This is a genomic window from Iodobacter fluviatilis, assembly GCF_004194535.1.
Taxonomy (GTDB): Bacteria; Pseudomonadota; Gammaproteobacteria; order Burkholderiales; family Chitinibacteraceae; genus Iodobacter; species Iodobacter fluviatilis_A.
Map to the genome: position 1 here is coordinate 163,132 of NZ_CP025781.1, position 25,022 is coordinate 188,153.

Genomic DNA, 25,022 nt, shown 5'->3' on the forward strand with positions numbered 1-25,022 from the left:
TTAACGGCAATCCCCCGAGCACCCCATTTTTAAGCTCACTTAAAAGTAGAGGTCAGGCATCTAATGCCAATTTTTGTTTCGGGGTGATGCCGCCCAATCCCATGTGTGTGCGCTCGTTATCGTAAGCCCAAAGCCATTGCGTTGCGGTTTCTTGCACTTTGGTAAGGCTTTAAAAATCACCGCAGACCAGCCATTCATAAAGCTCAGTGCGATTCCAGCGCTCAATATATGCATTTTGCTGCGGATTGCCAGGCTAAATATAAGCCAATTCAACCGATTGTTGCTCTGCCCAATTCTTTGGCAGATGGCTAATATTATTCAGGCCCATTATCTGATTGAATTCTCTTAGGTTTGCCGCGCCATTCAATGATTTGATTCGGGCTGCGTATTACGCGCTCTGCTGGTAAAGAAAAATCGACTTCAATACCTAATCCTTCCCAATTAAAATCATCAATCACGTTAAATAAGCGAATGTCTCATGCCATGCTCGCGAAGTATTAGATGTAGCTGTGGATTGGGGCCGTTATGGCGAGGTGTATGACTACAATTTCCATACAGGGATGCTAAATTTACCGGAAATAGATTACATAGAATTAAGGAGCAGGCGAGTCAGCCCCCTGCTCGCTTTTCCATTGCAACGATTACATGTCACCCAAGCCAAGACCCTAAATCTGGTTTTGGCTTACTGCAAGATCACTATACTAGCAGCGGGCTAGCACAGACGTCACGCCGCTTTAGACCACCTGCCGCCCCTGCACCCATGTGCCCATCACGGCTAAATCTGGGCTAATCAGTGTTAGGCTGGCTTTTTTGCCGATGGCGATGCTGCCTAGATCAGCCAGCCCCAGTGATCTGGCGGGGTTTCGGCTGGCAAGCGCCCACGCGCGCTCCAGTGGTAAACCCAACCATTTTTGGGCATGGCGTACAGCGTCGATCAGATGCAGGGTGCTGCCTGCCAGCCCGCCCACATCGGTACGCACCACGCCATTTTGCATATTCACCTGCATTTCACCCAACTGATACGTGCCGTCGCTCATGCCAGTGGCGCGCATGGCATCGGTGATCAGCAGTAGGCGCTCTTCTCCACAGCAAGACAGGGCAATTTTAACTGCCGCAGGATGCACATGATGGCCATCGGCAATCATCTCTACATCGCAGCCATCGGTGGTGAGCCCCGCGCCAACCACACCAGGATCACGATGATGTAAGCCACGCATGCCGTTGTAGCAATGCACAATACCCTGTGCGCCAGCCTGCAAAGCGTGCAGGGTTTGATCGTAGCTGGCATCGCTGTGGCCAATCAGCACCCGCACCCCCTTGCGGCGCAGCCATGCAATGGCTTCATCTGAGCCTGCCAACTCTGGTGCCAGCGCAACCGTATGCAGGGAATCACCCGCAATATCCAACCAAGATTGCAACTCGCCAATATCCAAGGACCGCATCCATTGCACCGGATGAGCACCACAGCACTTGGCGGTAAAATACGGGCCTTCTAAATAGCTACCCAGTAATTCTGCCCCTGGCAAACCCCGCTCGCGGCTGCGGCTAATTTCAGTTAAAGCTGCAGTAATGGCTGGCACAGGCGCAGTTACCGTGGTGGCCAAAAAGGCTCCCACACCAAAGCGAGCAAAGTGCATGGAGATTTCATCCAGCGCATGACTGCTGGCATCCATCGTGTCAAACCCCGCCGCACCGTGCACATGGCTATCAATCAGTGCGGGCATCAGCCAGTTGTCACCCAGATCAAGATCAAAATCGCCCCCCGTGAGTAAGGCAGCGATCTTGCCATCGGCAGCAATCTCAAGCACGGCGTTTTCCAGCCAGCCGTGCTCGCTTAAAACCCTTGCCGCGCGTAAACGCTGCGTTTTACAAGGCATTAGCAGCCCCCTCCCGTTTGCGGGCTAAGCGCTCTGCAAGGCTGGTTACGCCATTTTTTCCTGCTGCCACCAGCCGTTGGCGAAACTCAGCCACATCGTGAATCTCATCACGCTCAAACAGCATTTCAGCAAACATTTGTAAATTAAGCCCAGTCACCACCTCAATATCACTGCGTTCCTGAGCAATGGTTGCCGCGATACGAAACGGCGAGCCCCCCAGCAGATCAGCCACAAATACCACACCCTCCCCCTGATCCACACTGAAGATGGCTTGCCTCAACGTTGCATCCAGCACAGCCGTACTGTTGCCTTCAGGAAAATCAATCGCACATAAGGCCGCCTGCTCGCCAAATACCTGAACAATGGCTTCTTGCATGCCGCTGGCGATACGGCCATGGCCCGTTAAAATTAAGGCAATCATTTTCTCTTCCTTTTAAAGCAGGCGTTAACCCATACAGAGCCAACGCCTAGATCAAACGTCGATTACAAAAAGCCAAGCAATTTACCGGCCAGACCAAACAATACCGTCACACCAATCAGCTTCACGGGTGAATAACCTTTTTTCATCAAGCCATACATCAATAAAGTAAACAGCAGCGGCAACAGATTAGGCATCAGCTTATCCAGCACATCGGTCTGCAGCAAAATCTTGGCCTTACCCGCATGAATCTCTAAAGGGGTAGCAAGCCGCACATAAGAGGCCACCAGCGCGCCAATCACCGTCATCCCAACAATGGATGCGGCATGCGATATCTTTTTGGTGCTATTTTTTAAGGCGCTGATCGCCCCCAAGCCAGCGCGGTAGCCGTAATGCGCCAGCCCAAATCGCAAGCCAAAGTGCAGGGCATTAAATAGTAATAAAAACACCACAGGGCCAAACAAACTGCCCTCTAATGCCAGCGCTGCGCCGATCCCCGCACAGATGGGCAACCAAGTCAGCCAGAACATCGCATCGCCAATCCCACCCAAGGGGCCCATCAGCGCCACCTTAACCGCGCGAATGGTGGAGATTTTTTCCTTATTTTGCTCCATAGCCAGCACAAGGCCAGATAAAAAAGTCACATCAAAGGGATGCACATTTAAAAATTCCATATGCATTTGCGCCGAGTTGCGCAAATCGTCAGGGTTTTTATGGATTTTGCGTAAAGCGGGCAAAATCGTGAACAACCAGCCACCCGCCTGCATCCGCTCATAATTAAAAGAGGCCTGCAGAGCAAGGGAGCGCCACGCCATGCGATTAATATCTCGCTTACTTAAAGGCTCGGCGGGGGTAGTGTCGATATAATCATCACGCTCTACATGGCTACTGGCCAACGCTTGCTGCATGCGTAGCTCGGCTTTGGCCGCGCTGGCGGCTTCGGTATCATTAAATCCCATCATCCACCTCCACACTGCGGGCAGCCTGAGGCTGTGCGCGATTATTATTAAAGTAATCTGCCATTGCGATCGCGAAAGCGCCTAATGCCACGGCCAGAATCGGCATTTTTAAGTAAGTCACCGCCACAAAACCCATAATGAAATAGGCGATGTAATTGACTTTCAACATGATTTTCATCAGCAGTGCAAAACCAATCGCGGGCATCATGCCACCGGCCACACTTAGGCCATCGAGCACCCATTTAGGTGCTTTTTGCACCACGGCACCGGCCGCTTCTGCGCCAAAGTAAATCGGTAAAAAAGCCATCACAAAATAAAAGACAAACAGGGTGAGCATACCTAGGTAATTCACCCATTCAATGCCCCGCCAATTAGCCTCTTTCACCATCTTGTCGCACTTATGCATCATTGGTGAAAAGGCGGTAAACAACACGGTAATACAGCCTTGAACCGCAATAGAAAACGGCACCGCTACGCCAATTGCGACCGTTGGCTCTGCCTTGGTTAAGATAGCGAAAGCCGTGCCAATAATGCCGCCGATTACCACATTAGGCGGCTGCGCCCCCGCCAGCGGCACCATGCCCATCCAAACCAGCTCTAAAGTCCCACCGACCAGCAAACCCGTTTGCACATCACCCAAAATCAGCCCCACAAGGGGGCCGATCACCACAGGCCGGTGCATATGCGTCAGGCCATCGAATAAATCGACCCCCGCCACACCTGCCAACAGCGCAATCAATAAGGCTTCGAATAACATGATTTCAATCCCCTGATGGTTACAGCAGCTTAGAAATAAGTTCGCCTGATTCATCCGGTACGCGGCGAATCTCACAAATCACATGCCGCGCAGCAAGCTCGCGAAATGCATCCACATCAGCATCATCGACCGATACTGTTTTATGAATCTGCCGTTTTCCTTCAGCAAAATGCATATTGCCTACGTTTACCGCACTAACCGGCACCCCGCCCTTAATCAGGATCAGCACGTCTTGCGGGGTTTTACACACCAGCAAAATCTTTTGGTGACTCGCCGCTTTATGAATCACATCGATTGTTTTTTGCAGCGTGAAATAACGGGTTTGCACCCCTTCTGCCACCACCATATCCATTAAATTTTGCTGGATAGGATCGGTAGCCGCAGCGTCATTCGCTACCAACAACAAATTAGCCCCAAGGCTACCTACCCAAGTCACCCCGACCTGGCCATGTACAAGACGGTTATCAATACGGGTTAGTAAAATATTCGGCCCAGCCATGTTTTTCTCCTGATTTTTTAGACCGCATGAGGGTAGATTTTTACCCCCTGCACCACGCGATTGACTTCACCTGTTGGGCAAGGATTATCTGGGGCTAAACCCAGCGCCAGCGCGCTTTCAAAGGCAAAGAGTTGAGCAAAGAGTAGATAAGGCAAGGCGTAATAAATATCATCTAGCCCAGCAATATCGACTTCCAGCAGCGGCAGATTTGCGCTACTTTTTGCCCCTAAAGCCAGCACCTGCTGCGCGATACCATTGGTGATGAGCTCTGTTTGCAAATCATCGTCGTAGCGGCGGGTTTCCGATTGGGCTGGGGCCATAAAGATCACCACGCAGCTTTGGGCATCGATCATAAATTTAGGGCCGTGACGCACGCCAAGCGTGGAATCAAAGCGGGTAGCAATACGGCCAGCGGTGAGCTCCAGCATTTTGAGCGCGGATTCTTCTGCCAGCCCTGCCATCTCGGCGCTGCCCAGATAAATCACCCGCTTAAAGCCTTGACCCGCTAGCGCTTTCGCTTGCATGGCCCAGCCTTCCAACTGCGCTTCGCAAAAAGCCGCCACGCTTTCAATTTGCTCTTTCGCCCGGCTTAGCAATATCCCTGGCGAAAGCATCATGGCAGCAGCCACAAACATGCAGCTAAAGCTGGAGGTCATGGCAAAGCTCTGATCATTAGAGCCCTCTGGCATCAGCACACAATAAGCATGAGGATTAGCCTCGCTATAACGCGCCAGCTCGCCTTCTGGATTACACGTCAGCACCAGATGGCGGCAATACGGCAGCAACTGATCGGCAAGCTTTACGGCAGCTACGCTTTCTGGGCTATTACCGGAGCGCGCAAAAGACACCATCAGCGTTGGCCGCGAGGGGTCTAGAAACGCTAGCGGCTTGCTCACAATATCGGTGGTCGATACCGCCTCCACAGACAAGCCAAAGCTGGCGCGTAACCACGGCTCTAAAGCGCGGCCTGCAAAAGCAGAGGTGCCCGCCCCACATAAAATAATCCGCAGGCTAGGGGTAGAAAGCACATCCAACATCCAGCTTTTCCATTCCAGCTTGCTTTGGATCAGCCCATTTGTTAGCTCACGCCAGAGCCTAGCTTGCTGGCTAATTTCACGGGCGGTATGTAAAGCGCCAAGATCTGCAAGGCTACTTTGCTCATAAGCGAGGTACTTCATGCCTTCACCTCCTGCGCCATACCGCAGGCACGGGCATAGAGGCCTGTGACTTCCATAATCTTATCCACCACCCATGCCTCGGGGCTTGCCGATAATAATCCTGCGCTAATTTTTTTAGCCTGCTCGGGCAAATACTGGCTGATGAGGGTGGGCAGAGGCGGCTGGCGGCGCAGATTATCAAACAGCTTAGCCACGGCAGCGCTCACTTCTGGGTGCGGCCAGTAATAGCGAATCCGGTCTGATAAGCTGTAATTGCGATCCAGATATTGCTGATGCCCAGCTTGCTCGTAATAAGCTAGCCAGTAATCTGGCTCTTCTTTCATGACTTGGCTCAGCGTGTCTTTTAGGTGCGACGCAGCAAACTCGCCGATCGCCTCACGCTCGATCGCATCTAATGCAAACATAGCTTCGCGCAGTGCAAACGTTAAGCCTGGGCCTACTTTTAAAATGGCAAAGTGATCCTGCACCAGCTCCTGTAAAGACGCTTCACTTTGATAATCTGTAGAGTGCGCTTCATAGACCATAGGCTGGGTAGTCATAAAATGACTCAGCGCAGCGGCCCTTTCACGCTGATAACGCACCACTTTATGGTTATCAAATTCCACGCCCGGCTGCACCACCATGGCAATCACCCTAGACCAAGCCGCTGCACAGCCTGCATCAGCAAATACCTGCTGATGCACCTTGAGTGTTTGCGCAGCCGCCGCAGGCGAAGTCACCTCCACCCCCTCTAATGATTCTTGCGCGCCGCCCGGAACGGGCACTTCGGTGCCAATCACATAAACAGGCGCTTCCCCTCCCGCTGTTTGCCATGCGCCTTCGGCGACCTGACATAAAGCTACGGCACGTTTTGCCACCGTGGCATCGCTTAGCGGCACCGGATCGCCAGCGCAAGACATCGAGCAATCTAAATGGATTTTGCGAAAGCCAGCCAGCACATAGGCACTGACCATTTCGGCAGCTTTTGCCATCGCCTGCGCGGCAGGCTCTTTCTGCCATGCATTAGGGCCTAAATGATCCCCGCCTAGAATAATGCGTGCTTTTGCAAAGCCCACTTTATTAGCAATTGCAAATACATATTCTTTGAAATCAGCCGGTTTCATACCGGTATAGCCACCAAATTGATTCACTTGATTTGAAGTGGCTTCAATTAAAATATAACTATCGTCCTGCAAGCCTTGGCGCAGTGCCGCTTCTAGAACCAGCGGGTGGGCCGAGCAAATAGAGTAAATACCATTTAACCGCCCTTTTTTATGCTGACTGTTGACGCCGACCGAAAACTGACCCACCACAGCTAGTTCTGCCGATCCAAAATTGACCCAGGTGCTTTACTTATTCTGCTTAACTCTTGAGCAGAGGATAAAAGGTGATCACCATGGAAATGATGGGCAAAATCCGCAGGATGTATTTTCGCGATAATCTGTCGCTGCACGAAATCACCAAGCGCACGGGGCTGGCGCGTAACACTATTCGCGCTTGGGTTCGCAAACCCGCTGCCAAGGCTGAGCCGCAATACGTACGGCAGCGTAAGCCTGGCAAACTGACGCCCTATCATGCCACTCTAGAACAAGCCCTGACTGCCGACTCCTTCCGATCCAAGCAGAATCGTCGCACCGCCAAAGCCTTGTTTGAGCAGATTCAAGCTGAGGGTTATACAGGGGCTTACAGTGGCGTCACTGATTTCGTTCGTGCTTGGCGGGGCAAAGCCGGTAAGACCCCACAGGGTTTTGTGCCCTTGCAATTTGCTTTGGGCGAAGCCTTTCAATTTGATTGGAGTGAGGAGCATCTACTTATTGGTGGTATTTATCGGCGCATTCAAGTTTCCCATCTGAAATTGTGTGCCAGTCGCGCCTTCTGGTTAGTGGCCTATCCCAGTCAAGGGCATGAAATGTTGTTCGATGCGCATACTCGATCCTTTGCGGCTTTAGGGGGTGTGCCGCGCCGAGGCATTTACGACAATATGAAGACCGCTGTTGATAAGGTATTGAAAGGCAAAGGCCGGATCGTGAATGCCCGATTCTCGGTGATGTGCGCCCATTATTTGTTTGATCCCGACTTTTGCAATGTCGCCTCTGGCTGGGAAAAAGGCGTGGTTGAAAAGAATGTCCAAGATAGTCGGCGGCGAATCTGGCTGGAGGCGCAAAGCATCAAGTTCAGTACCTTTGACGCATTGAATGCGTGGCTGGCCGAGCGTTGTCGCGTCTTATGGGGCGTGCTCAGGCATCCCGAATTCAAAGGTCTGAGCATTGCCGAGATGTTGGAGCAAGAGCGTTTAGAAATGATGCCGATGCCGACCCCGTTTGATGGTTACGTTGAGCATCTGGCTCGGGTTTCCAGCACCTGTTTAATCACCGTCGCGCGCAATCGTTACTCGGTGCCTTGTGAATGGTCGCGGCAGCGTGTGAGTGTGCGCTTGTATCCCACGCAAGTTGTGGTGGTGGCGAATAATGAAATCATGGCCCGACATCAGCGGCTGACGGGGCAACAGCAGGTGAGCTTTGATTGGCTGCACTATATTCCGCTGATTGCCCGTAAGCCGGGGGCCTTACGCAATGGTGCGCCCTTTACGTCGATGCCTGCGCCCTTATTGCAGCTCAAGGAAAGGTTGTTACGGCGTAACGGGGAGACAAGGTGATGGCGCAAGTGCTGGCCACGGTTCCGGTGGCGGGTTTGGATGCAGTACTGGTTGCGGTTGAGTTGGTACTGGAGTCAGGCGTCATCAGCATTGAACACATTTTAAATGTAGTGGCGCGATTGAATGACCCACCGTCCGCTATTAGCGCTGAAACGCAGCTGCAATTAGTAGAAGAACCGCAGGCGAACACCCAGCGTTACGACGGCTTGCGTGCAGCGAGCGAGTTCGACAGCGACCACGAGGAGTCGAGCCATGCATGAGATGAGTGTTGAACTCAAAGCCTTGCGCTTGCATGGGATGGCGGCCGCTTGGCTGGATCTGAAGAGCCAGGGCGGCCAGAGTATGGAAACGTGTGGCTGGCTGATTGAGCATTTATTGCAAGCAGAACACAGCGATCGTAAGGTGCGCTCGATTCAGCATCAAATGAGCGCAGCGAAGTTTCCCGTGCATCGTGATTTAGCGGGATTTGACTTTAGCGCGAGCAAGGCAGATCAAGCACTGGTCAATCAACTGGCGACATTGGCCTTTACCGACACGGCACAAAATACCGTACTGATTGGCGGCCCAGGCACGGGTAAAACACATTTGGCCACGGCGTTAGCGATCGGCGGGATCACGCATCACGGCAAGCGCGGCCGTTTTTATTCGACCGTGGATTTGGTCAATTTACTGGAAAAAGAAAAACGTGAAGGCAAAGCAGGTCGTATTGCACTCGCGCTGATGCGAGTGGATGTGGTGATTTTGGATGAACTGGGCTACTTACCCTTTAGTCAGGCCGGAGGCGCATTGCTGTTTCATTTGTTGTCGAAGCTCTATGAGCACACCAGCGTCATCATCACCACGAATCTGAACTTCTCGGAATGGTCGAGTGTATTTGGCGATGCCAAGATGACGACGGCGTTGTTGGATCGGCTGACGCACCATTGCCACATTGTAGAAACGGGGAATGACTCCTACCGTTTCCAGCACAGCAGCTTAGCAGCAAAAACGAAGATAAAACAAAGGGAGCAAAGCAGAAAGGAGGAAGCGCGTACCGAGGCTGAGCGGTTTTAAGCCGAACCTGAAGGCGTAAAAATAGCGGGTGAGTGGCCCGCTATTTGCTAGACTTATGCACAGTTGCTCCGATAAAAAGCAACGCTCGGCCCTGGGTCAAAATTCGATCGGCAGGGTGGGTCAAATTTCAATCGGCGTGAACATGCTGACTAATTAATTCTGTTAAATAAGACATAAAGGCTTACTCCTTTAAAAAACTTTATTCCGCCACAATGACGGTCACACCGATTTTTATCAGTGCCTGCCGGTATTCATCGCTGATTCCATTATCTGTAACCAGAATATCCACCTGTGGCATTTTGCAAATGACGCAAAAACTACGCTTGCCAAATTTACTAGAATCCGCCAATAAAATAATCTGATCACAAGCCGCCAACATGGCGCGGTTTAATTGCGCATCCTGAGCGTTGGTGGTGCTTACACCAGCAAGAAAATCAATACCATCTGCACCAATAAATAATTTATTAAAGTGATGTAATCTAACGGCCTGCTCAGCCTCTGGCCCGCATAGCGAATAAGAATCTGCCCGCAGCGTGCCTCCCGTCATCATGACAGTAAAACGCGTATCGGCAACTAATTCACTGGCCAGATTTAAAGCATTGGTCATTAAAGTAATTTTTTTATTGCTGGCAATATAGCGGGCTAATAAAGCCACGGTAGAGCCTGAATCCACAATAATTGAATCGCCATCCTCCACTAGCTCTGCTGCTTTTTTCGCAATTAATTGTTTTGATTCTGAGCGAATATTTTCTTTCTCTCTAAATTCAAGCTCAAAAGAAAAATTATGAGAAAGCGTTGCCCTGCCATAAGAACGGCTAATACAGCCACTTTTTTCTAATTCATCTAAATCATGCCGAATGGTTACGGCTGACACACCCAATTCATTGGCCAGCACGCTGACATTGCAGCTAGCGTACTTGCGTAATAAATCCACTATTTTTTCATGCCGTGTTTGCATCCGTTTCACGGGTATTTTTTTATCCGACATTGCAATCTCTATTGCCCATTTACTGAGCGGCTAAAAGTAAGATCAGGCAGAAAGCAAATACAATCTATTCCTTCACTCTAAAGCGTGTCAATCAATTAATTTGCGACTTAAAAGGCGGATATTTTCTAGTTATCGCAAGGTGGATAGTGAATAAAGTACAAAAAATGTAGGATTAATACGTAAAAAAGAACAGAAAAATAAGGGGAAAGTAGAAAAATCATGAATAAAACAAAGAACATCACGGAAATATTTATATAAAAAAGAAATAAAACTACATAAATTGTCAGCTAAGCTAAAAAGATGAAAGTCAATGACAATGAAACCAAAACGAAAGCACTAGATCTTAAAAACTTTCGTTCTCCTCCGTAAAATACATCTATTTTTTTACAAAAAAAGATTTACAGGCTCCAGCTGATTGATGAATCGGTAGCAAAAAGTCTCTTTTTAGATCACTAAGCATTGCCCTTTTTTTAAACCTAAGACACAAAAACATCTGCCTCTTTAGTGTCATATTTCATGAGGAAATAAGCTTTTCCTCCATGCCAATAGCCGCCTCATTGATCCATATCACTGAACCCTAGGCGCTTGTCGGATTTAGCATCAGTCGGCTGCAAAATCTGGTCTTTAATCATACGATTTTTCGCTTCGACCGCCTAAGTCCGACAAGCGCCTAACCCTTGCTTAATTCAAGGCCCATTAGTGCTGGATGTTGTTGCCAGCCTACACCCGCCAATTTATTACTTTGATTTGACGGCCTTTACCAAGGAGGATAGCCCTTCCTCCTTGCTTGATTGCTGACCCATGCTGCGTTATTTTTCTTTCCGTACCCTATTGATGATTGGCTTTGCCTTAGTGGCTTTGATGCCTTCAGCGGCTTTGGTGCAGCTTCGCTATGATTTGGCCGAGCTCACCATTAAGGCGCAACAACAGCAGGTTTTAGCCAAAGATTGGTCGAATGCGGCGCAGCATGCCCAAGAGCAGGCTTTGTATTTTGAACGTGCCAGCCGACAATTACTCATTTTGCCGGAAACCGCGTTTATAAATGCCGCCCATAGCGCTAGAGCACAGCTCCTTATGTCACAAGACGTGTTGCGCCAAAGCAAAAACCCCACATTAGAGCAAAGTAGCGAAAATATTTACCAGCTACTTAACCACGCAGGCCCTCGCTTAAAAAAGCCCCAACTCAACCAGCTTTTTTCACAGCTGGATGCAAAGTTAAAAGAACAGAAACACTTAATCGAGCAGCAATTAGCCCAGCAAAGCCAGCAATGGCTAGAGCAAGTTGGCCGTAAGCAAAAGCAGGCTGATCTGCTGGCTGTTCTATCCCCTATTGCCGCGCTTACCTTAGCGCTACTGATGGCGGTGCTGTTTAGTTGGCCAATCGGGCAGCTTAAACGGCAGATCACTCTGCTGGCACAGGGGCAACGCAGCCAAAGCTGGCATATGGCTGGCCCTGCTGATTTACAAGGGCTCGCCAAATCATTGGCAGAGCTGGATTTACGTTTGGTGCAGCTAGAGGCTCAAAAAGCCCAGTTTTTTCGCCATGTATCGCATGAATTAAAAACCCCGTTGGCGGTGATTCATGAGGCCTCCTCTTTATTACAAGAAGAAGTGCTGGGCAGCTTAAATAACCAGCAAAAAGAAATCAGCAGCATGGTGCAAAGTAATGTTCACACCTTACGCCAACGCGTGGATGCGCTTTTGGCTCACGACGCAGGGTGCTGGCTCTCGGCCGAGCTAGAAATCACGCCCTTAGTGCTAGAGACCTTTTTAGCCCAGCGCCTAAAACAGTGGCGCTTACTGCTCGAAAAAAAATCACTACAGGTTAAGCAATCCGGTCAAGAGCCGTTTGGCTATGCCGATCACGCCAAGCTGGGTATTATTCTCGACAACCTGCTACTTAATGCCATCCGCTTTAGCCCACCACAGGGCGAATTATTGATTCGCTACGGCAGAGATCACTCACAAAGCTGGTTAGAAATCCAAGACCAAGGCCCAGGCGTGGCCGAGCATGATGCAGAAGCTATTTTTGAGCCTTTTCACTGTGGCGCAGCGCCAGCAGGTGAGAGCGCCGGATCGGGCATTGGCCTGACCATGGCCAGAAGTTTTGCCCAATTAATGCAAGGTGATGTTGAACTTATTCCCTGCCCAAGCGGTGCATGCTTTCGCTTGCACTGGCAGTTAGCACAAGGCAAACCATGAAATTCACTCTAAAACCGTTGGCTATGGCAACGCTTATGCTCAGCGCCTGCACTAGCCTTCCCGCTCCACCCGTCGCCATCCCTGTACCTGCTATTGCCCCTCCTACCGCTACACCAAGCCCTGAGACTCCTGTATGTAGCCTAACAGTTGGTCTCAGCAAATTCAGCGCCCCAAATACTGCCAGCACTTGCGCCAGTGATCGCTTGCTGAATCTAGCCCAGCAAATGATGAATACACATAGCGATATAAACCGCGTACAAAGCCAGCTCGATGCACTGCTTGCGCAAGAGTTAGAACCAGCCAACCGCAGCTTTGCCCTTATTTTGGCCAGCCAACTAAGCGAGCGTAAACGCCTAAATAACTTACTAGATAAGCAAACCGCCGCCACCAAAGAGCAACAAAAACGTGCCAATGATTTGGCCGCCAAGCTAGACGCTTTAAAAGAAATGGAAAAAGAGCTGTTAGAGAGGAGTAAAAAACCGTGAGTGCTAAAATCTTACTCGTAGACGATGATCCAGATCTCTTACGACTCGTCTCCATCCGGCTCATTGCAGCGGGTTTTGAAGTCATCGCGGTAGAAAGCGCCGAAGAAGCCTTAAACGCGCTGGCCGTGCAACGCGCCGATTTAATGCTGAGCGATTGGAAACTACCTGGCATGGATGGCATGGCTTTATTTGAAGAAGCCCGCCGCCGCTACCCCGCCTTACCAGTGATTATGCTGACCGCACATGGCACCGTTCCCGATGCGATTGAGGCCATCAGCCACGGCATGTTTGCTTACTTAATCAAGCCTTTTGACGGCAAAGCCCTGCTAGATAAGGTCAACCAAGCGCTGCTACTAAGCAGCCCTCCCAACCCGCTAAAACACGATGCCGATGATTGGCGCTCAGGTTTTATCAGCTGCAGCCCCGTGATGGATGAGCTGCTCGCCGAAGCACGCTTAGTGGCAGTTACCGATGCTAGCGTGCTGATTCGAGGCGAAAGTGGCACCGGTAAAGAGGTATTGGCCCAAGCAATTCACCGCGCCAGCTTACGCGCGGCTAAGCCATTTATCGCCGTAAACTGTGGAGCGATTCCCGATAATTTATTAGAAAGCGAATTATTCGGCCATGAAAAAGGCGCATTTACCGGCGCCAGCCAAAAGCAAAATGGTTTGTTTGTAGAAGCCGATGGCGGCACGATTTTTTTAGATGAAATCGGTGATATGCCCTTGCCGCTGCAAGTTAAATTACTGCGGGTGCTGCAAGAGCGCGAAATTCGCCCCGTTGGCGCAGGACGCGCCATCCCCGTGAATGTGCGAGTGCTTTCCGCCACCCACCGAGATTTAGCCTCCTTGTTGCAAGACGGCTCATTTAGAGAGGATCTATTTTACCGGCTAAATGTAGTGTCGCTCGCCCTGCCCGCACTGATCGAGCGACGTGAAGATATCCCGCTACTTGCCCGCCATTTTTTAGCCCAAGTGGTGGTGCGTTACGCCAAAACCGATTGCCACTTTGCCGCCGATGCACTCAGTTTCTTAAGCACCGCCAACTGGCCGGGCAATATTCGCCAGCTGTCTAATCTGGTTGAGCAATGCTGCGTATTGGCCACCGGCCCCATAATTACGCTAGCCCAAGTACAAAAAGCAATGCTTAACGACGCCGCCGCTATCCTAACGCTGGCAGAAGCCAAACGGCTATTTGAACGAGATTATCTAGAGCGGCTCTTGCGCCTTACCGGAGGCAATGTCAGTGATTGCGCCCGTCTTGCCGATCGCAACCGCACCGAGTTTTATCGCCTACTACAAAAGCACGATCTTGCCCCAGCCACCTTTAAGACGGGTCTTGCTCCATAAGCAAGACTTAACTAAATATCATATTGCAGCATTACGCCTAAAGCCTAACTAAGCCCGCCTTCGTTAGGCTTTTTACTAGGAATTAGCCAGTAAAGCCTTGAAATAACAGTGCCAAACTGGGCACAGGCCAAATCGTCGTGTTTTAGCAACAATATATATCCATACAAATCAATCACTTACACAAACCACAGCATTAACGTCGTTAATTAGCGACAACACCTACTCTCACACTCCCGCAACAAAACCATAAGTCATTGAATATAAACAAATAAACAAACTGGCATGGTGTTTGCTACATGGTAGTCAAGCCCAACGAGAAATCGTTAAAACAGACTCACCACTTAAAGGAAATACACCATGAAAAAGAATCTTCTTATCGCCGCCCTATTTGCTACTTGCGCTGCAACTGCTGTGTGGGCTAATTCCACAGACGCTTCTGCGCCTGCCGGTACCGATGCTTCTGAGCCAGCTGGTTTACGTGCCGATGCTAACGATGCTTCGGTTCCAACTAGCCTACGTGCTGATGCTAACGATGCTTCGGTTCCAACTAGCCTACGTGCTGATGCTAACGATGCTTCGGTTCCAACAAGCCTGCGTGCTGATGCTAACGATGCTTCGGTTCCAACTAGCCTGCGTGCTGATGCTAACGATGCTTCGGTTCCAACTAGCCTGCGTGCTGATGCTAACGATGCTTCTGCTCCAACTAGCCTGCGTGCTGATGCAACAACGGATGCCTCTGCACCGGCCAGCGCCCGTATTGTTTAATCGCATCACTGCCCATAAAAAAAACCACGAATACGTTTCGTGGTTTTTTTATGGCTGCAGTTCAGAAAATAGATAAAAGACAGCGACTACTCCATCAAAGCATAAGTCATTGAATAAATTGAAAACATCAAGCTGGCACGACACTTGCTAATACTATCAGTGAGAAATAATTGATTGGTTTTCTACTCACGAGGAAAGTTCTCTATGAACAAGTATCTATTGATTGCATCCATGATTGCCAGCTTTGCGGCCACTGCCACATGGGGAGATATATCCAAGTGGTCTGATTACAACGCTCTTAATAAGACCTCAAAAATGTACGCTGATGCACGTACCCCTCCTGTGCCAGAGATGAGGGCGGACTCACCCAGATACCCCAATTCTAACCAAGCTTCTGCCCCCAGCCGCAGAATATCGCCTCCTGATGCAGCGCCAAATGGATCATCCAACGAAACACCTGACACAGCACCCTAAGCCCATCGCTAAACCTAAAAACCACGAATCTTTGGTGGTTTTTTAATTAGATAACAGCCTCCACAAACTATTCATGCTTACTCAGGCTTTGTTGCAAAAATCAGTTTTAAAGCGTCCCTCCCTCCAAAAAATCATACGGATTTACGCCAAGTGCACCGTCGTTGACGCGCCAAGTTGCGTGAAGCGATTTAAGATCGCAACACGCATTTGTAGTTTTGCCACCTGCCGATCAAAATCTCTGGCCATCACTCGCTCGCCAAGCAGTTTGAAACAGCGCATCTTGGTTTCAACCAAGCTCCGGCAATAATAGCCATTCCAGTTTTCTATAGCGTTCGGCCTAAGTACTTCGTGGCGCGCACCATCTCATTTCTCGCCTGCATCCGACTTATTTTCTTTCCACGGTTGCTCGTTTTTTTGCGTCGGAATGATGGCGGCCGCATTGCGTTAAGCTATCGCCGCTTAACAAGCTTTTGTATCGTATGCATGCACGGAAACCAGTACTTCATCCTCCGGTATCTTCAATCAAATCAGGTAAAACTTATGCATCGCCCTCGGCGTTGCTCGTCACCTTAATAGCACGTATTTCAAGGATTTCAGCATCAATGCCGATGTAGACTTTGCGCTATTTTCGACGATATTCAACGCCATGTTATTTTGGTTTTCCACTCGCCTTCGCCCCCTATCTTAATCCCCGTACTGTCGACCAATCATTGCAGACCACCCATGCTTTTTCGTACCGAGATGACAGCCTTAAGGCGTTCTTTTCGTCGGCAGATCTTGCTGGAGTCAGGCACTTGTATGTTAAGCAAAACTGTATGACCGCATCGCTTAATTCAGCTTGCCGTCCCCGTTTTCCTGTTGAGGGCGCATGCCATTACATGTTCTATCAAACCAATAGTGAACCGCGCGATTTCAGAGCTGCGTGATAGGCGTTCCAATAGGTGGTTTTGTACTTGCTCGGTTCCAGTTTGCTCATGCCACCATTCAAACCGCAAGAAGGCGGTACCGATTTATGCAACAAAGCCATGAAAATATACGTTGACTCAATAGCTGGTGTTTTATTACAATAAGTTACTCAAACATTACACAACAAGAAACAAACTACAGAGGTTTTATGCGTTACTTTCAAATAAATATGATTTCGCTCTCGCTCGTACTTTGTCATTCAGCTTATGCAGAAACTGTGAGCATTGATGATGCGAATCAAATACAACAATACATTTCAGATTTTAATAAAAATACAAAAGAAATGATGAACAGAATTCCAATGAAAAAAATGAAAATTGAGGGCAATCATGTGCCCAGTAGATTTTCAGAGGAAGAAATAAAATCTCTAGATTTTATTTACAAAAAAGAACAAACTAGGTCTGAAATTTTTCCTAAAAAAGATTCAAATTCACGAGTAAAAAGATCACCAATTGAATACAATGACAATCCACGAAATTTAGTGGATTTTCCTGAAAAATTTCAAGATAATATCTACGAATTAGATAGAATGAATTTATCACAAGCAAAATTACCATTTTCGCCATGGTCAGATAGCTATTGGCCCACCTACCAAGGATCTATCGCACACCGGTATGCGGATACCAAAATGCCAAGATCCAATAACTTTAAAGATTATGACAACTATTTAACCAAAACAAACCCTGCTATAAATTTAATAAAAAATAAACAAACGCATTTGATGTCGCCATCTGAAAAGTATGATTTATTAATGAATGATAAAAATTTCACACTCACTAATAAAATTTTAGAAAAAACACGATTAAGAAATGCAAACCCTGAAGCCTGGGAAGGTCTGTGCCATGGCTGGGCCCCTGCCGCCTATATGTATCAAAGACCATCTAGAAGCATTACTCTATATAATGCGGCTGGCACTCCCATCACTTTTAAACCCAGCGACATCAAAGCACTTAATACTCTACTTTGGTCCAACCTCAGTTATAAGACAAAATTTATTGGTGGACGTTGTAATATTAAAGACCCTCAAACCGATGTAAACGGTAGAATTTTAGATAAAGATTGTAATGATAATAATCCAGGGGCATTTCATTTAGCACTAATCAACCAAGTTGGAATTAATAAACGTAGCCTTGTTTTTGATGCTACTTATGACTATCAAGTTTGGAATCAACCTATTTCAGCCTATAACATCACATACTTCAATCCAGAAACAGGAAATGTTAGCAAACGAATTCAAGATGTAATGATTTCAAAAGAAAAACATAGTAAAGATAAGTTTAAAAAATATCGTTCTAGTCAAGGAGATAGCATCGTTGGTGTACAAATGACCATGGACTATGTTTTAGAAACACAACCATCAACTAAAGATAGCGACTCAGCAGCCAATGATGCAGTCACTCAAGTAACATATTATTATGATCTAGAGTTAAATAGCCAAACAGGTAAAATAGTTGGTGGTGAATGGCATCAAAAACGCCATCCTGATTTTTTATGGACCCCATCAGCAGGTACTGAAATTAGTAGTAATATTGTACCTAAATCAAACTTAAACTATGGCAACGTATTTATGTACAATAATTATTGGTGGGCTGACTCGCCACGCTCAACATTAATAGAATGGCTACCTTACTCAATTAGTGCAGCTAATCAATTAGGAGTGCCATTAGAAAATATCGTGCGTTCACTAACAGCTTGGTCTTCCAGCCCAATCGAGGGTAATCTCTTGCCAGAAAATGCACCACAGCCAAGTATCCCTGAAAAATATAAATGGTTTAGATAAAAAATTAAATATCTAAACAAGAAAGAAACATATATTTTTTAAAAGTTAAATGACGCCACCAAAGCCAATCATATCAACTTAAGCCGCATGCCTTTATTCAAGGCATGCGGCAATATCTTTAATCGATCACAACACACTGATTTATAAATACAAGATAATCAGCAATGTACACGCTGAATTAATGGCTTTTTTTGCCAACCTCAATAACCAAGTCAACTTGGTTAAAATAGTCAGCAAATAAGCCTTCTCTAAGGCTCGCCAGCTCTTTTCTGCAAAGGCGTTTACACTTCAGCAGCAGATAATAATTGTTGCTACAAGATCAATCGCATTATCGATTTTAAAGCGCTGTTTTCCTGCTGTGCTACTCAACCACGGGCGATTACTCAACTAAAGTTGGCCCTGACTGAACGATGCAAAGCGTTGATTTACTTCGACCCTCAAGCAAAACAAGATAGCCCCACCCCCAAAAAATACCACATGCTTTCATAGTTTATAAATCATGGGTTTGAGCTTACATTGATATGATTTCCTCCTCAGGCCAGTGCCAGCTGTAAAAAATGGCACGCTGGCTCTGGCTGGCCTGTAAGGCTTAAATCATGGGCTAGACAGATTTCGATGAGGTTGGGGGCGATCGCGCGGGAGTAAACTTTTTGCCCTTCGCCGCTATCAGGAAAATCAATACGTCTATAGCGTAAATCGGGGTCGCTTCTGTCCATACGCTGATCGGTACGGGCACGGGGTGAGTGGGTATAGGCCAGATTAAACACCCCATCCAATGGACGTCCTACTTCATGCCACAGGCCATAAGAGCCATGCGAGGGTAGGCAGGGGTCGAACTCGCCATTGAGCAATTTGCCTACTGAGAATAAAAACGGCGCGTCGTCTTTAAGTAAGGATAGATTAATCACTTTCAGCGTCTCTCCTGGGCAAAGCCGCAGCAGACCCAGTGCCACGCCGGTTTTGGCCGTGGGCCGCCATGGGTTGCTTGGGTCGGCCAAGAGTGGCGGATGCACTACGATCTCTAACTGCTCAAACGCCATAATCGCGCCTATGGGCGAGCCTGTTAAGCCAAACAACTCCATCACCCAAGGCGATCGGCAGGCATTGCCTGCCAGCAACACATCCACAGCAGCGGGCATGCCGCCGTGGCTTTTAAATGCGGCTTGCATGGCGGCAAAAAAAGCCATTGCACCGCGCTCGATCCGTGCTCGCAGATAATCGCGCAGCTCGTTTTGCGGGATCTGAAACGCCACATCCACTTTTAGCCCGTCCCGATTTAACAGCGGCATTTTGCAAATATCGCCTTCCACTAGCCCCTCCAAATTGCCGGTTTCGCAAAAAGAGCGCAAACGCCCCATCATGACAATGCTATTGGTTTGCGCCGAGCGTGTTTTTTCTAAGAACATATCCGAGCCAGCAAAATCTTCGGCGTCTTGCGGCAATAGAAACGCGATTTTATGCTCTCGGCACTGCGGCAGATTATGGCGAAAGCTGATGTAAGCTAGATTTTCTAGCAATTGCTCGCCGCCCAGCATTCTGTCCCCCGACGCGCCAAAGTGCTCGATCACCTCTTCCCAACCTGCCTCGGCTTCGGCCTTATCAGGCAGGCGGTAATAGCCAAAATCAAAATCAGTGGTGCCTCCGCCAAAATCAAACACCGCAAATGCCCGCCCCACACCGGCCGCGCTGGGAGCCAACTGCAAGGCTTTTAGCGCGCACGCGGCGTAGGCAGCAGGCTCTGAGCCACGCTCTTCAACCCTAAATTGAGCAAAATGAGGGCCGTAAACGAGGCTTTCGGGCAGGCTGCGCTGCAAGCCATGATGAAAAGCGCTAAGGATTTTTTCCTTGGTGTCATGCGGAAAGCTCACCGGAAACGTCATGTAATAGCGCAAAAAAATCCCGCGTTGCCGCCAATTAATAAACATTCCCAAAAACCAAGCGTATAGCTCTATCGGGTTGAAATCGGCATAAACATCGTCCACTTTTTTGCTTGGATACTGCTTAAATGGCGGCAGAATGCGCTCTTCCTGATGGATTTGATCGCTGATCAGGGTAGGAAACTCATCCAGCGCCCATTGCTTCATGCGGCTAAAAATACTGGCGATGCGTTTGGGATCGGTATGGTTATCACGCAAATGATCGCGCGCCTCGTGGGCGCAATGAATATCACGCCAATCCACCAAGGGGCGATACACCTCGGATGTCCATGCCGCCATCAGCGCCTGCCAATCCATGACTTCTAGCACCGTTGGGTTTTCGTAATCGCTGGCCTGCGGCTGCTCCCATAAATTACTTTCACCAATACGCAGCAGGCGGTCATGTGCTCCTTCTCTAAACGCCACCACCGTACTGCTGGTGCCAAAATCAATCGCCACATTGGCGTCTCGAATATCCAGCTCAGGGTTACGCGCCCGCATCTGCCCATCATTGCTTAAAGCGATTCTTCTGGCGTGTTTGGCATCTGACACCGGCCATAGCTCCCACAAGCCTTTGGCTGCGTCAGTAAAAGTACTGCTATCGATATCCGGCAGGCGGGTACTGATGTAATCTAATTTGCGCAATAAGCTAGGCCAATCGGTGGCATTGCTATCCACGGCATGAAAGCCATCGTTTTCTGACGACGCTAAGGAACGCCATCTTTTCCACGCGGTGAGCGCCGCATCAAACTTGCTAGATTTTGGAAAACGCGCATTACTCGTCCATGCACCCAACCAAGTCCAGCCCAACTCAAACAAGCCCTGCGGATAGCTACCCGGCCAATCTGCGCAAAGGGTATCGTCCACCGCAATCATATTGGCCGCGCCATCCGGGCCCATAAATTCATCGGGTTGATCAAGGTACACACAGCCTTTGTCGTAAAGCCAGAGCGGGCAATCAAACCAAGCGTGTTCTTCACAAAGCGGAAAGCCCGGCGCGTAGGCAATATCGATCAGCTCGGCTCGAGTAGGCAAACGCCAATTGGCCAGCCCCGCCCATTCCAGCTGCCGCACTTTAGCGTGAGCGCGTGATGAATCCAGCTGCGGCCCTAGCTCGGTGATTTCTTGCCAGATCAAACCCGTCTGCGGATTAAGAATCACCCCCTCGCCATCACGCCGATACATAAACCAGCCTATCCCCGATTGGCTAAACGCATGCCAAGCCTCGCGCCGCGTTTGCAAATGGTGTAGATATAAAAGCTGACAAGCTTTCGCGTGCGAGAAGTGCAGTTGATCCATGCGTTTAATCCCAATCAGGCCATAGCATCCAGCCTAGGCAAAAATGTGGATGAATGAAGGTATTTTTCTAAATTAAGCAAAAATATATTAGCTATTTATTTCTTAGGATCTGGATCTGCATTACATTTAGCAATATGCCATCGCCATTTTCTTACATTAAATAGAGTCAATTTTTTTACAAATACAAAACACCTACCCCAATATAGCGTCGTTCTTTATCCACAAGGCATAAAAAATACCTCATGCTGTAAGAAAAAAGCACGCGCAAAAAATAAGGCATCGCGGGTTCAAGATTTGGGATTCGCTCAGTTAAACGGCTTCAGTTGAGAGGATTGGCATTTTACTTTAGCGGTAAAAATAGTATTTGCACCTTGCCTTACATTTTTATTTCATTTAGTCTTATTTAATAATTTTATTATCGTTCTTCTTTTTAAATAAAACTTTTTTATTTCATTAAAAAACAATAAATTAAAACCCTAGCGAAAAGGCATTAATTACATCAAATTATTCTAGCCGTTAAAATAAATGCATTAAATCATGCAAAGCCTGCAAGTAAGCGTAATTAGCCACCTCTTTACTGATGACTTTTCTCTGTTTCAATTGCATTTCTTTCTGGAATTATTCCCATGGCATTTACTCACGCTCAGTTTAATCGATTTAAGAATCATCCTAATTTGGATTGGCTACGCCAGCATGCCACCTCAAGCCGTGCAATTCATCAGAACACCATCAGATTAAAAATAGAGCAAGCGATTCGCTCAGCCTATCCCGACGGAGCCACCGAAGACAATATCAAGTGGGTTGCCACAGAAGTTGACACCCCATGGGGTGACGCTTACCGTGCGCCGGTAAAATCTTTGGGGCAGGTTCACGCGCAAGCCGTTGCAGAAATCGAAGGGAGCAGCCCTCAAATGGCCCAAGCGGTGCGCATGGTTTTTAACAATACCGCAGATGGGCGTTCAGCCCCCGGCACCAGTGGCATCAACCATATCCACGTTGGCGGCAATGCCCAGCTTAATCTCTTATTTGATTCGGCCAACGGCACCATTCTGGGTATTGTTAACGGCCATATGGAGAGTCAAATGAAAGCCTCTTTGCGCACAGAAGCCAATAAAGTCTCCAGCCGTAAAGGCGGTGCCACCGTTAAGATGAAAGTATCAGGCAATACAGTAAGCCAAGCCTGATCACACTCCAAACCGGGTGAAGCCCGCAACACTTCACCCGACATGCCCCCTTTTGCCTACGCAAATCATCGCTTTACAATCAATTGATTTGATGTGCTTACGCCCTGCCCCACCTCAATTTACGTCAAAACTGACATAAAACATCTTAAAAAATAAAATAAACCATCCGCTTTACAAGCAAATTCGTCAACTACAATTAAGATATTGTTATTGTGGGATCATTGCGATGAAAGCACTTTTTACACCTGTGGTTCGCTTTGTATCCAAACTGCGCTTCGCCCAAAAGTTTACATTGATTGCTTTTGTTCTAGCCATCCCCACGATTTATATGCTGATCCTGATTGTACTGGGCTTTAACCGAGAACTCGCCACCACCCGCACCGAGCATCTAGGCTTACAATATGCCTCTGCACTACGGGAAGTCATGAGCTTGGCACAAAGCCATCGCGGCCTAAGCTCATCTTATTTGCAGGGCAAAACAGACTTTGGCCCTGATATTGAGGCCACCGAACAAAAACTGACCACGGCCATTCAAAGCACGGATGCCTTAATCAAACAAAACGATTTTCCTAGCTTAAGCAGCCCCTGGACGCAGCTAAAATCGCAATTAGAAGCGCTTATCAGCGGTTGGAAACAAAGTAAGCCCGCAGAAAACTTTGCAAGCCATACCGAGACGATCAATCAAACCATCAAAATCACGGGCGATCTAGCCCATACCTCCGGGCTAACACTCGACCCAGAGGCAGAGAGCTACTATCTGCAAGATGTGTATTTCTCTCAGTTAATTCCTGCATCCGAAGCCCTCGCCAAGGCAAGGGGAATGGGTGCGCGCCTGGCCACGGCTAAGCTCGCAAAGGCAGAGGAGATCACGCAAATGAATACTCTGGGTGCCATCGTGGCGCTCACGGCTACGCCCATGACAGAAAAACTGGCCCGCACCCGCTCAACCGCCCTTCAAACCGAGGGTCAGGCATTGGCCGAGCTGATGCACGCCGATCATGCCTATTTACTCAAAGAATTTTCAAGTAGCGAAATCAGTGTAGAGCCTAAAGCACACTTTGCCCGCCTGACCGCCTCCATTGAGCAAATGAACAGCGTAACCACGCATATTTTCGAATCAATTAAAGCCTCATTAATCAAACGTGAGCAAAGAATTCAATCCGATCGACAAATGATGCTCGGCCTTGCGACATTTATGCTGATCTTTGGAGTCTATCTTTTTATCGGCACTTATCTCTCTATTCACGGTGCGGTTAAACAACTGCGCCACGAGGCCGAAGCTTTTGCTAGGGGTGATTTATCCCGTTTGGTGCAACTCGATGTAAAAGACGAGCTATCCGAAGTTGGAGACAGCTTTAACACTATGGCCCAAAGCCTGCGGCAGATTATTCAACATATCCACCACAATACGCAGGCCGTAGCGAGTGCCGCGCAGCAACTCAATGGCAACGCCAACGCCATGCTTGAAGCCTCGCTATCCCAAGCGAATGCCTCAGGAGAAATGGCCGCCGCCATCGAAGAAATGTCGGTCAGTATTTCTGCCGTATCAGAGCATGCCGCCTCATCCGAGCAGCAAGCACACACCGCCCAAGATGAAGTAAATCAGGGCCAGCAGCTGATGCAAGACGTCTTACACGAGATTATCGAGTTATCGGCCAATCTAGAAACGCTAGGTGGCAATGTGGATAGCATGAAAGTGCATTCAGGGGAAATCGGCAATATTGTGCAGGTGATTAAAGAAATTGCCGAACAAACCAATTTGCTAGCGCTTAATGCCGCCATTGAAGCCGCACGTGCGGGGGAACAAGGCCGAGGCTTTGCCGTGGTGGCCGATGAAGTCAGAAAACTCGCCGAAAGAACCGCCGCATCCACCGGTGAAATCACCGCCCTTGTTGCCACCATCCGGCGCGATACTGATGCCGCAGCCAAAGGCATGGATGTTGCCCGTCAAGAAATGGAGCGCGGTAGCCAGCGTGTAGAAAAAGCCACGCAAGCCTTTGCCCATATCAAAGACAGCAGTAAGGCCGAGCTAGATGCCGCCACTGAAATCAATACCGCCATGGCCGAGCAAAAAATAGCCAGCCAAACCGTCGCCCAAAGCGTTGAGCAAATCGCCCGCATGGCTGAAGACAACAGTGCCCGCGCCGACCAGAACGCAGCACTCTCAACCGATCTGCAACGCAGCGCTGTAGAGCTAGACCGGCTTGTTTCGCAATTTAAATTGGAGTAAACCAAGGC

At 48.6% G+C, this 25,022-nt stretch carries 18 protein-coding genes and 3 pseudogenes; 9 read left to right on the forward strand and 12 right to left on the reverse strand.

The window, feature by feature from the left end; genetic code table 11:
* Window positions 1-52: 52 nt before the first annotated feature.
* From C1H71_RS21190 to C1H71_RS00820, 8 genes and pseudogenes are all read right to left on the reverse strand, one after another.
* Window positions 53-473 (reverse strand): annotated as a pseudogene (locus C1H71_RS21190) (integrase core domain-containing protein); the annotation flags it as partial.
* Between the two features lie 261 nt (window positions 474-734).
* The gene (gene nagA, locus C1H71_RS00790; protein ID WP_130104867.1) at window positions 735-1,877 is read right to left on the reverse strand and encodes an N-acetylglucosamine-6-phosphate deacetylase; all 1,143 of its coding nucleotides are present in this window, start codon (window positions 1,875-1,877) and stop codon (window positions 735-737) included.
* On the reverse strand, window positions 1,867-2,298 hold the full coding sequence (gene agaF / locus C1H71_RS00795; protein ID WP_130104868.1) for a PTS galactosamine/N-acetylgalactosamine transporter subunit IIA: 432 nt from the start codon (window positions 2,296-2,298) through the stop codon (window positions 1,867-1,869). Before agaF ends, nagA begins: the two co-directional genes overlap by 11 nt.
* Window positions 2,299-2,360: 62 nt before the next feature.
* A complete protein-coding gene (locus C1H71_RS00800; RefSeq protein ID WP_262488358.1) occupies window positions 2,361-3,257 on the reverse strand; it encodes a PTS system mannose/fructose/sorbose family transporter subunit IID in 897 nt (298 codons plus the stop codon).
* The gene (gene agaW, locus C1H71_RS00805) at window positions 3,244-4,011 is read right to left on the reverse strand and encodes a PTS N-acetylgalactosamine transporter subunit IIC (protein ID WP_130104869.1); all 768 of its coding nucleotides are present in this window, start codon (window positions 4,009-4,011) and stop codon (window positions 3,244-3,246) included. Before agaW ends, C1H71_RS00800 begins: the two co-directional genes overlap by 14 nt.
* A 19-nt stretch (window positions 4,012-4,030) precedes the next feature.
* Window positions 4,031-4,510: a PTS N-acetylgalactosamine transporter subunit IIB gene (gene agaV, locus C1H71_RS00810; RefSeq protein WP_130104870.1), complete on the reverse strand. Its 480-nt coding sequence runs from the start codon at window positions 4,508-4,510 to the stop codon at window positions 4,031-4,033.
* 17 nt (window positions 4,511-4,527) lie between these two features.
* A complete protein-coding gene (locus tag C1H71_RS00815; protein WP_130104871.1) occupies window positions 4,528-5,688 on the reverse strand; it encodes an SIS domain-containing protein in 1,161 nt (386 codons plus the stop codon).
* Window positions 5,685-6,980 (reverse strand): D-tagatose-bisphosphate aldolase, class II, non-catalytic subunit, encoded by a 1,296-nt coding sequence (locus C1H71_RS00820; RefSeq protein WP_262488359.1) that lies wholly within the window; start codon window positions 6,978-6,980, stop codon window positions 5,685-5,687. The genes C1H71_RS00815 and C1H71_RS00820 overlap by 4 nt, the downstream gene beginning before the upstream one ends.
* A gap of 83 nt (window positions 6,981-7,063) precedes the next feature.
* Here C1H71_RS00820 and istA point away from each other — a divergent pair.
* Together istA and istB are read left to right on the forward strand one after the other, a co-directional pair.
* A pseudogene (gene istA, locus C1H71_RS00825) lies at window positions 7,064-8,583 on the forward strand (IS21 family transposase).
* Window positions 8,576-9,376, forward strand: coding sequence for an IS21-like element helper ATPase IstB (gene istB, locus C1H71_RS00830; RefSeq protein WP_130104872.1), 801 nt, complete (start codon window positions 8,576-8,578; stop codon window positions 9,374-9,376). The pseudogene istA and the gene istB overlap by 8 nt, the downstream one beginning before the upstream one ends.
* A gap of 199 nt (window positions 9,377-9,575) precedes the next feature.
* Here the strand turns inward: istB and agaR are convergent, their stop codons facing one another.
* Window positions 9,576-10,364, reverse strand: coding sequence for a transcriptional repressor AgaR (agaR, locus tag C1H71_RS00835; RefSeq protein WP_130104873.1), 789 nt, complete (start codon window positions 10,362-10,364; stop codon window positions 9,576-9,578).
* 801 nt (window positions 10,365-11,165) lie between these two features.
* On the opposite strand from agaR, the gene C1H71_RS00840 reads away from it, so the two are divergent.
* From C1H71_RS00840 to C1H71_RS00855, 4 genes are all read left to right on the forward strand, one after another.
* Complete coding sequence (locus C1H71_RS00840; RefSeq protein WP_130104874.1) at window positions 11,166-12,566, forward strand: sensor histidine kinase; 1,401 nt, start codon at window positions 11,166-11,168, stop codon at window positions 12,564-12,566.
* Window positions 12,563-13,051, forward strand: coding sequence for a hypothetical protein (locus tag C1H71_RS00845; RefSeq protein WP_130104875.1), 489 nt, complete (start codon window positions 12,563-12,565; stop codon window positions 13,049-13,051). Before C1H71_RS00840 ends, C1H71_RS00845 begins: the two co-directional genes overlap by 4 nt.
* Window positions 13,048-14,400, forward strand: a complete 1,353-nt coding sequence (locus tag C1H71_RS00850) for a sigma 54-interacting transcriptional regulator (protein ID WP_130104876.1) — start codon at window positions 13,048-13,050, stop codon at window positions 14,398-14,400. The genes C1H71_RS00845 and C1H71_RS00850 overlap by 4 nt, the downstream gene beginning before the upstream one ends.
* Before the next feature lie 357 nt (window positions 14,401-14,757).
* On the forward strand, window positions 14,758-15,165 hold the full coding sequence (locus C1H71_RS00855) for a hypothetical protein (protein WP_130104877.1): 408 nt from the start codon (window positions 14,758-14,760) through the stop codon (window positions 15,163-15,165).
* A gap of 287 nt (window positions 15,166-15,452) precedes the next feature.
* Here the strand turns inward: C1H71_RS00855 and C1H71_RS20515 are convergent, their stop codons facing one another.
* Window positions 15,453-15,614 (reverse strand): hypothetical protein, encoded by a 162-nt coding sequence (locus C1H71_RS20515; protein ID WP_188053472.1) that lies wholly within the window; start codon window positions 15,612-15,614, stop codon window positions 15,453-15,455.
* Window positions 15,615-15,780: 166 nt separating this feature from the next.
* A pseudogene (locus C1H71_RS00860) lies at window positions 15,781-16,615 on the reverse strand (IS5 family transposase).
* Between the two features lie 138 nt (window positions 16,616-16,753).
* On the opposite strand from C1H71_RS00860, the gene C1H71_RS00865 reads away from it, so the two are divergent.
* Window positions 16,754-18,385: a peptidase gene (locus tag C1H71_RS00865; protein WP_130104878.1), complete on the forward strand. Its 1,632-nt coding sequence runs from the start codon at window positions 16,754-16,756 to the stop codon at window positions 18,383-18,385.
* A 533-nt stretch (window positions 18,386-18,918) separates the two neighbouring features.
* Here C1H71_RS00865 and C1H71_RS00870 read toward each other — a convergent pair.
* Entirely contained in the window at window positions 18,919-21,600 is a 2,682-nt protein-coding gene (locus C1H71_RS00870; protein ID WP_130104879.1) for a hypothetical protein, read from the reverse strand.
* 626 nt (window positions 21,601-22,226) lie between these two features.
* On the opposite strand from C1H71_RS00870, the gene C1H71_RS00875 reads away from it, so the two are divergent.
* On the forward strand, window positions 22,227-22,784 hold the full coding sequence (locus C1H71_RS00875) for a hypothetical protein (protein ID WP_130104880.1): 558 nt from the start codon (window positions 22,227-22,229) through the stop codon (window positions 22,782-22,784).
* A 226-nt stretch (window positions 22,785-23,010) separates the two neighbouring features.
* Window positions 23,011-25,014 (forward strand): methyl-accepting chemotaxis protein, encoded by a 2,004-nt coding sequence (locus C1H71_RS00880; RefSeq protein ID WP_130104881.1) that lies wholly within the window; start codon window positions 23,011-23,013, stop codon window positions 25,012-25,014.
* Window positions 25,015-25,022 lie beyond the last annotated feature (8 nt).

Excerpts from the sequence above, each read along its gene's own strand:
- C1H71_RS00800 (WP_262488358.1), bottom strand. The coding sequence starts at position 3,257 with ATGATGGGATTTAATGATACCGAAGCCGCCAGCGCGGCCAAAGCCGAG.
- C1H71_RS00865 (WP_130104878.1), top strand. The coding sequence starts at position 16,754 with ATGCGTTACTTTCAAATAAATATGATTTCGCTCTCGCTCGTACTTTGT.
- agaW (WP_130104869.1), bottom strand. The coding sequence starts at position 4,011 with ATGTTATTCGAAGCCTTATTGATTGCGCTGTTGGCAGGTGTGGCGGGG.
- C1H71_RS00840 (WP_130104874.1), top strand. The coding sequence starts at position 11,166 with ATGCTGCGTTATTTTTCTTTCCGTACCCTATTGATGATTGGCTTTGCC.
- C1H71_RS00855 (WP_130104877.1), top strand. The coding sequence starts at position 14,758 with ATGAAAAAGAATCTTCTTATCGCCGCCCTATTTGCTACTTGCGCTGCA.
- C1H71_RS00870 (WP_130104879.1), bottom strand. The coding sequence starts at position 21,600 with ATGGATCAACTGCACTTCTCGCACGCGAAAGCTTGTCAGCTTTTATAT.
- C1H71_RS00880 (WP_130104881.1), top strand. The coding sequence starts at position 23,011 with ATGAAAGCACTTTTTACACCTGTGGTTCGCTTTGTATCCAAACTGCGC.
- agaV (WP_130104870.1), bottom strand. The coding sequence starts at position 4,510 with ATGGCTGGGCCGAATATTTTACTAACCCGTATTGATAACCGTCTTGTA.
- agaR (WP_130104873.1), bottom strand. The coding sequence starts at position 10,364 with ATGTCGGATAAAAAAATACCCGTGAAACGGATGCAAACACGGCATGAA.
- C1H71_RS00815 (WP_130104871.1), bottom strand. The coding sequence starts at position 5,688 with ATGAAGTACCTCGCTTATGAGCAAAGTAGCCTTGCAGATCTTGGCGCT.
- agaF (WP_130104868.1), bottom strand. The coding sequence starts at position 2,298 with ATGATTGCCTTAATTTTAACGGGCCATGGCCGTATCGCCAGCGGCATG.
- istB (WP_130104872.1), top strand. The coding sequence starts at position 8,576 with ATGCATGAGATGAGTGTTGAACTCAAAGCCTTGCGCTTGCATGGGATG.
- nagA (WP_130104867.1), bottom strand. The coding sequence starts at position 1,877 with ATGCCTTGTAAAACGCAGCGTTTACGCGCGGCAAGGGTTTTAAGCGAG.
- C1H71_RS00875 (WP_130104880.1), top strand. The coding sequence starts at position 22,227 with ATGGCATTTACTCACGCTCAGTTTAATCGATTTAAGAATCATCCTAAT.
- C1H71_RS00845 (WP_130104875.1), top strand. The coding sequence starts at position 12,563 with ATGAAATTCACTCTAAAACCGTTGGCTATGGCAACGCTTATGCTCAGC.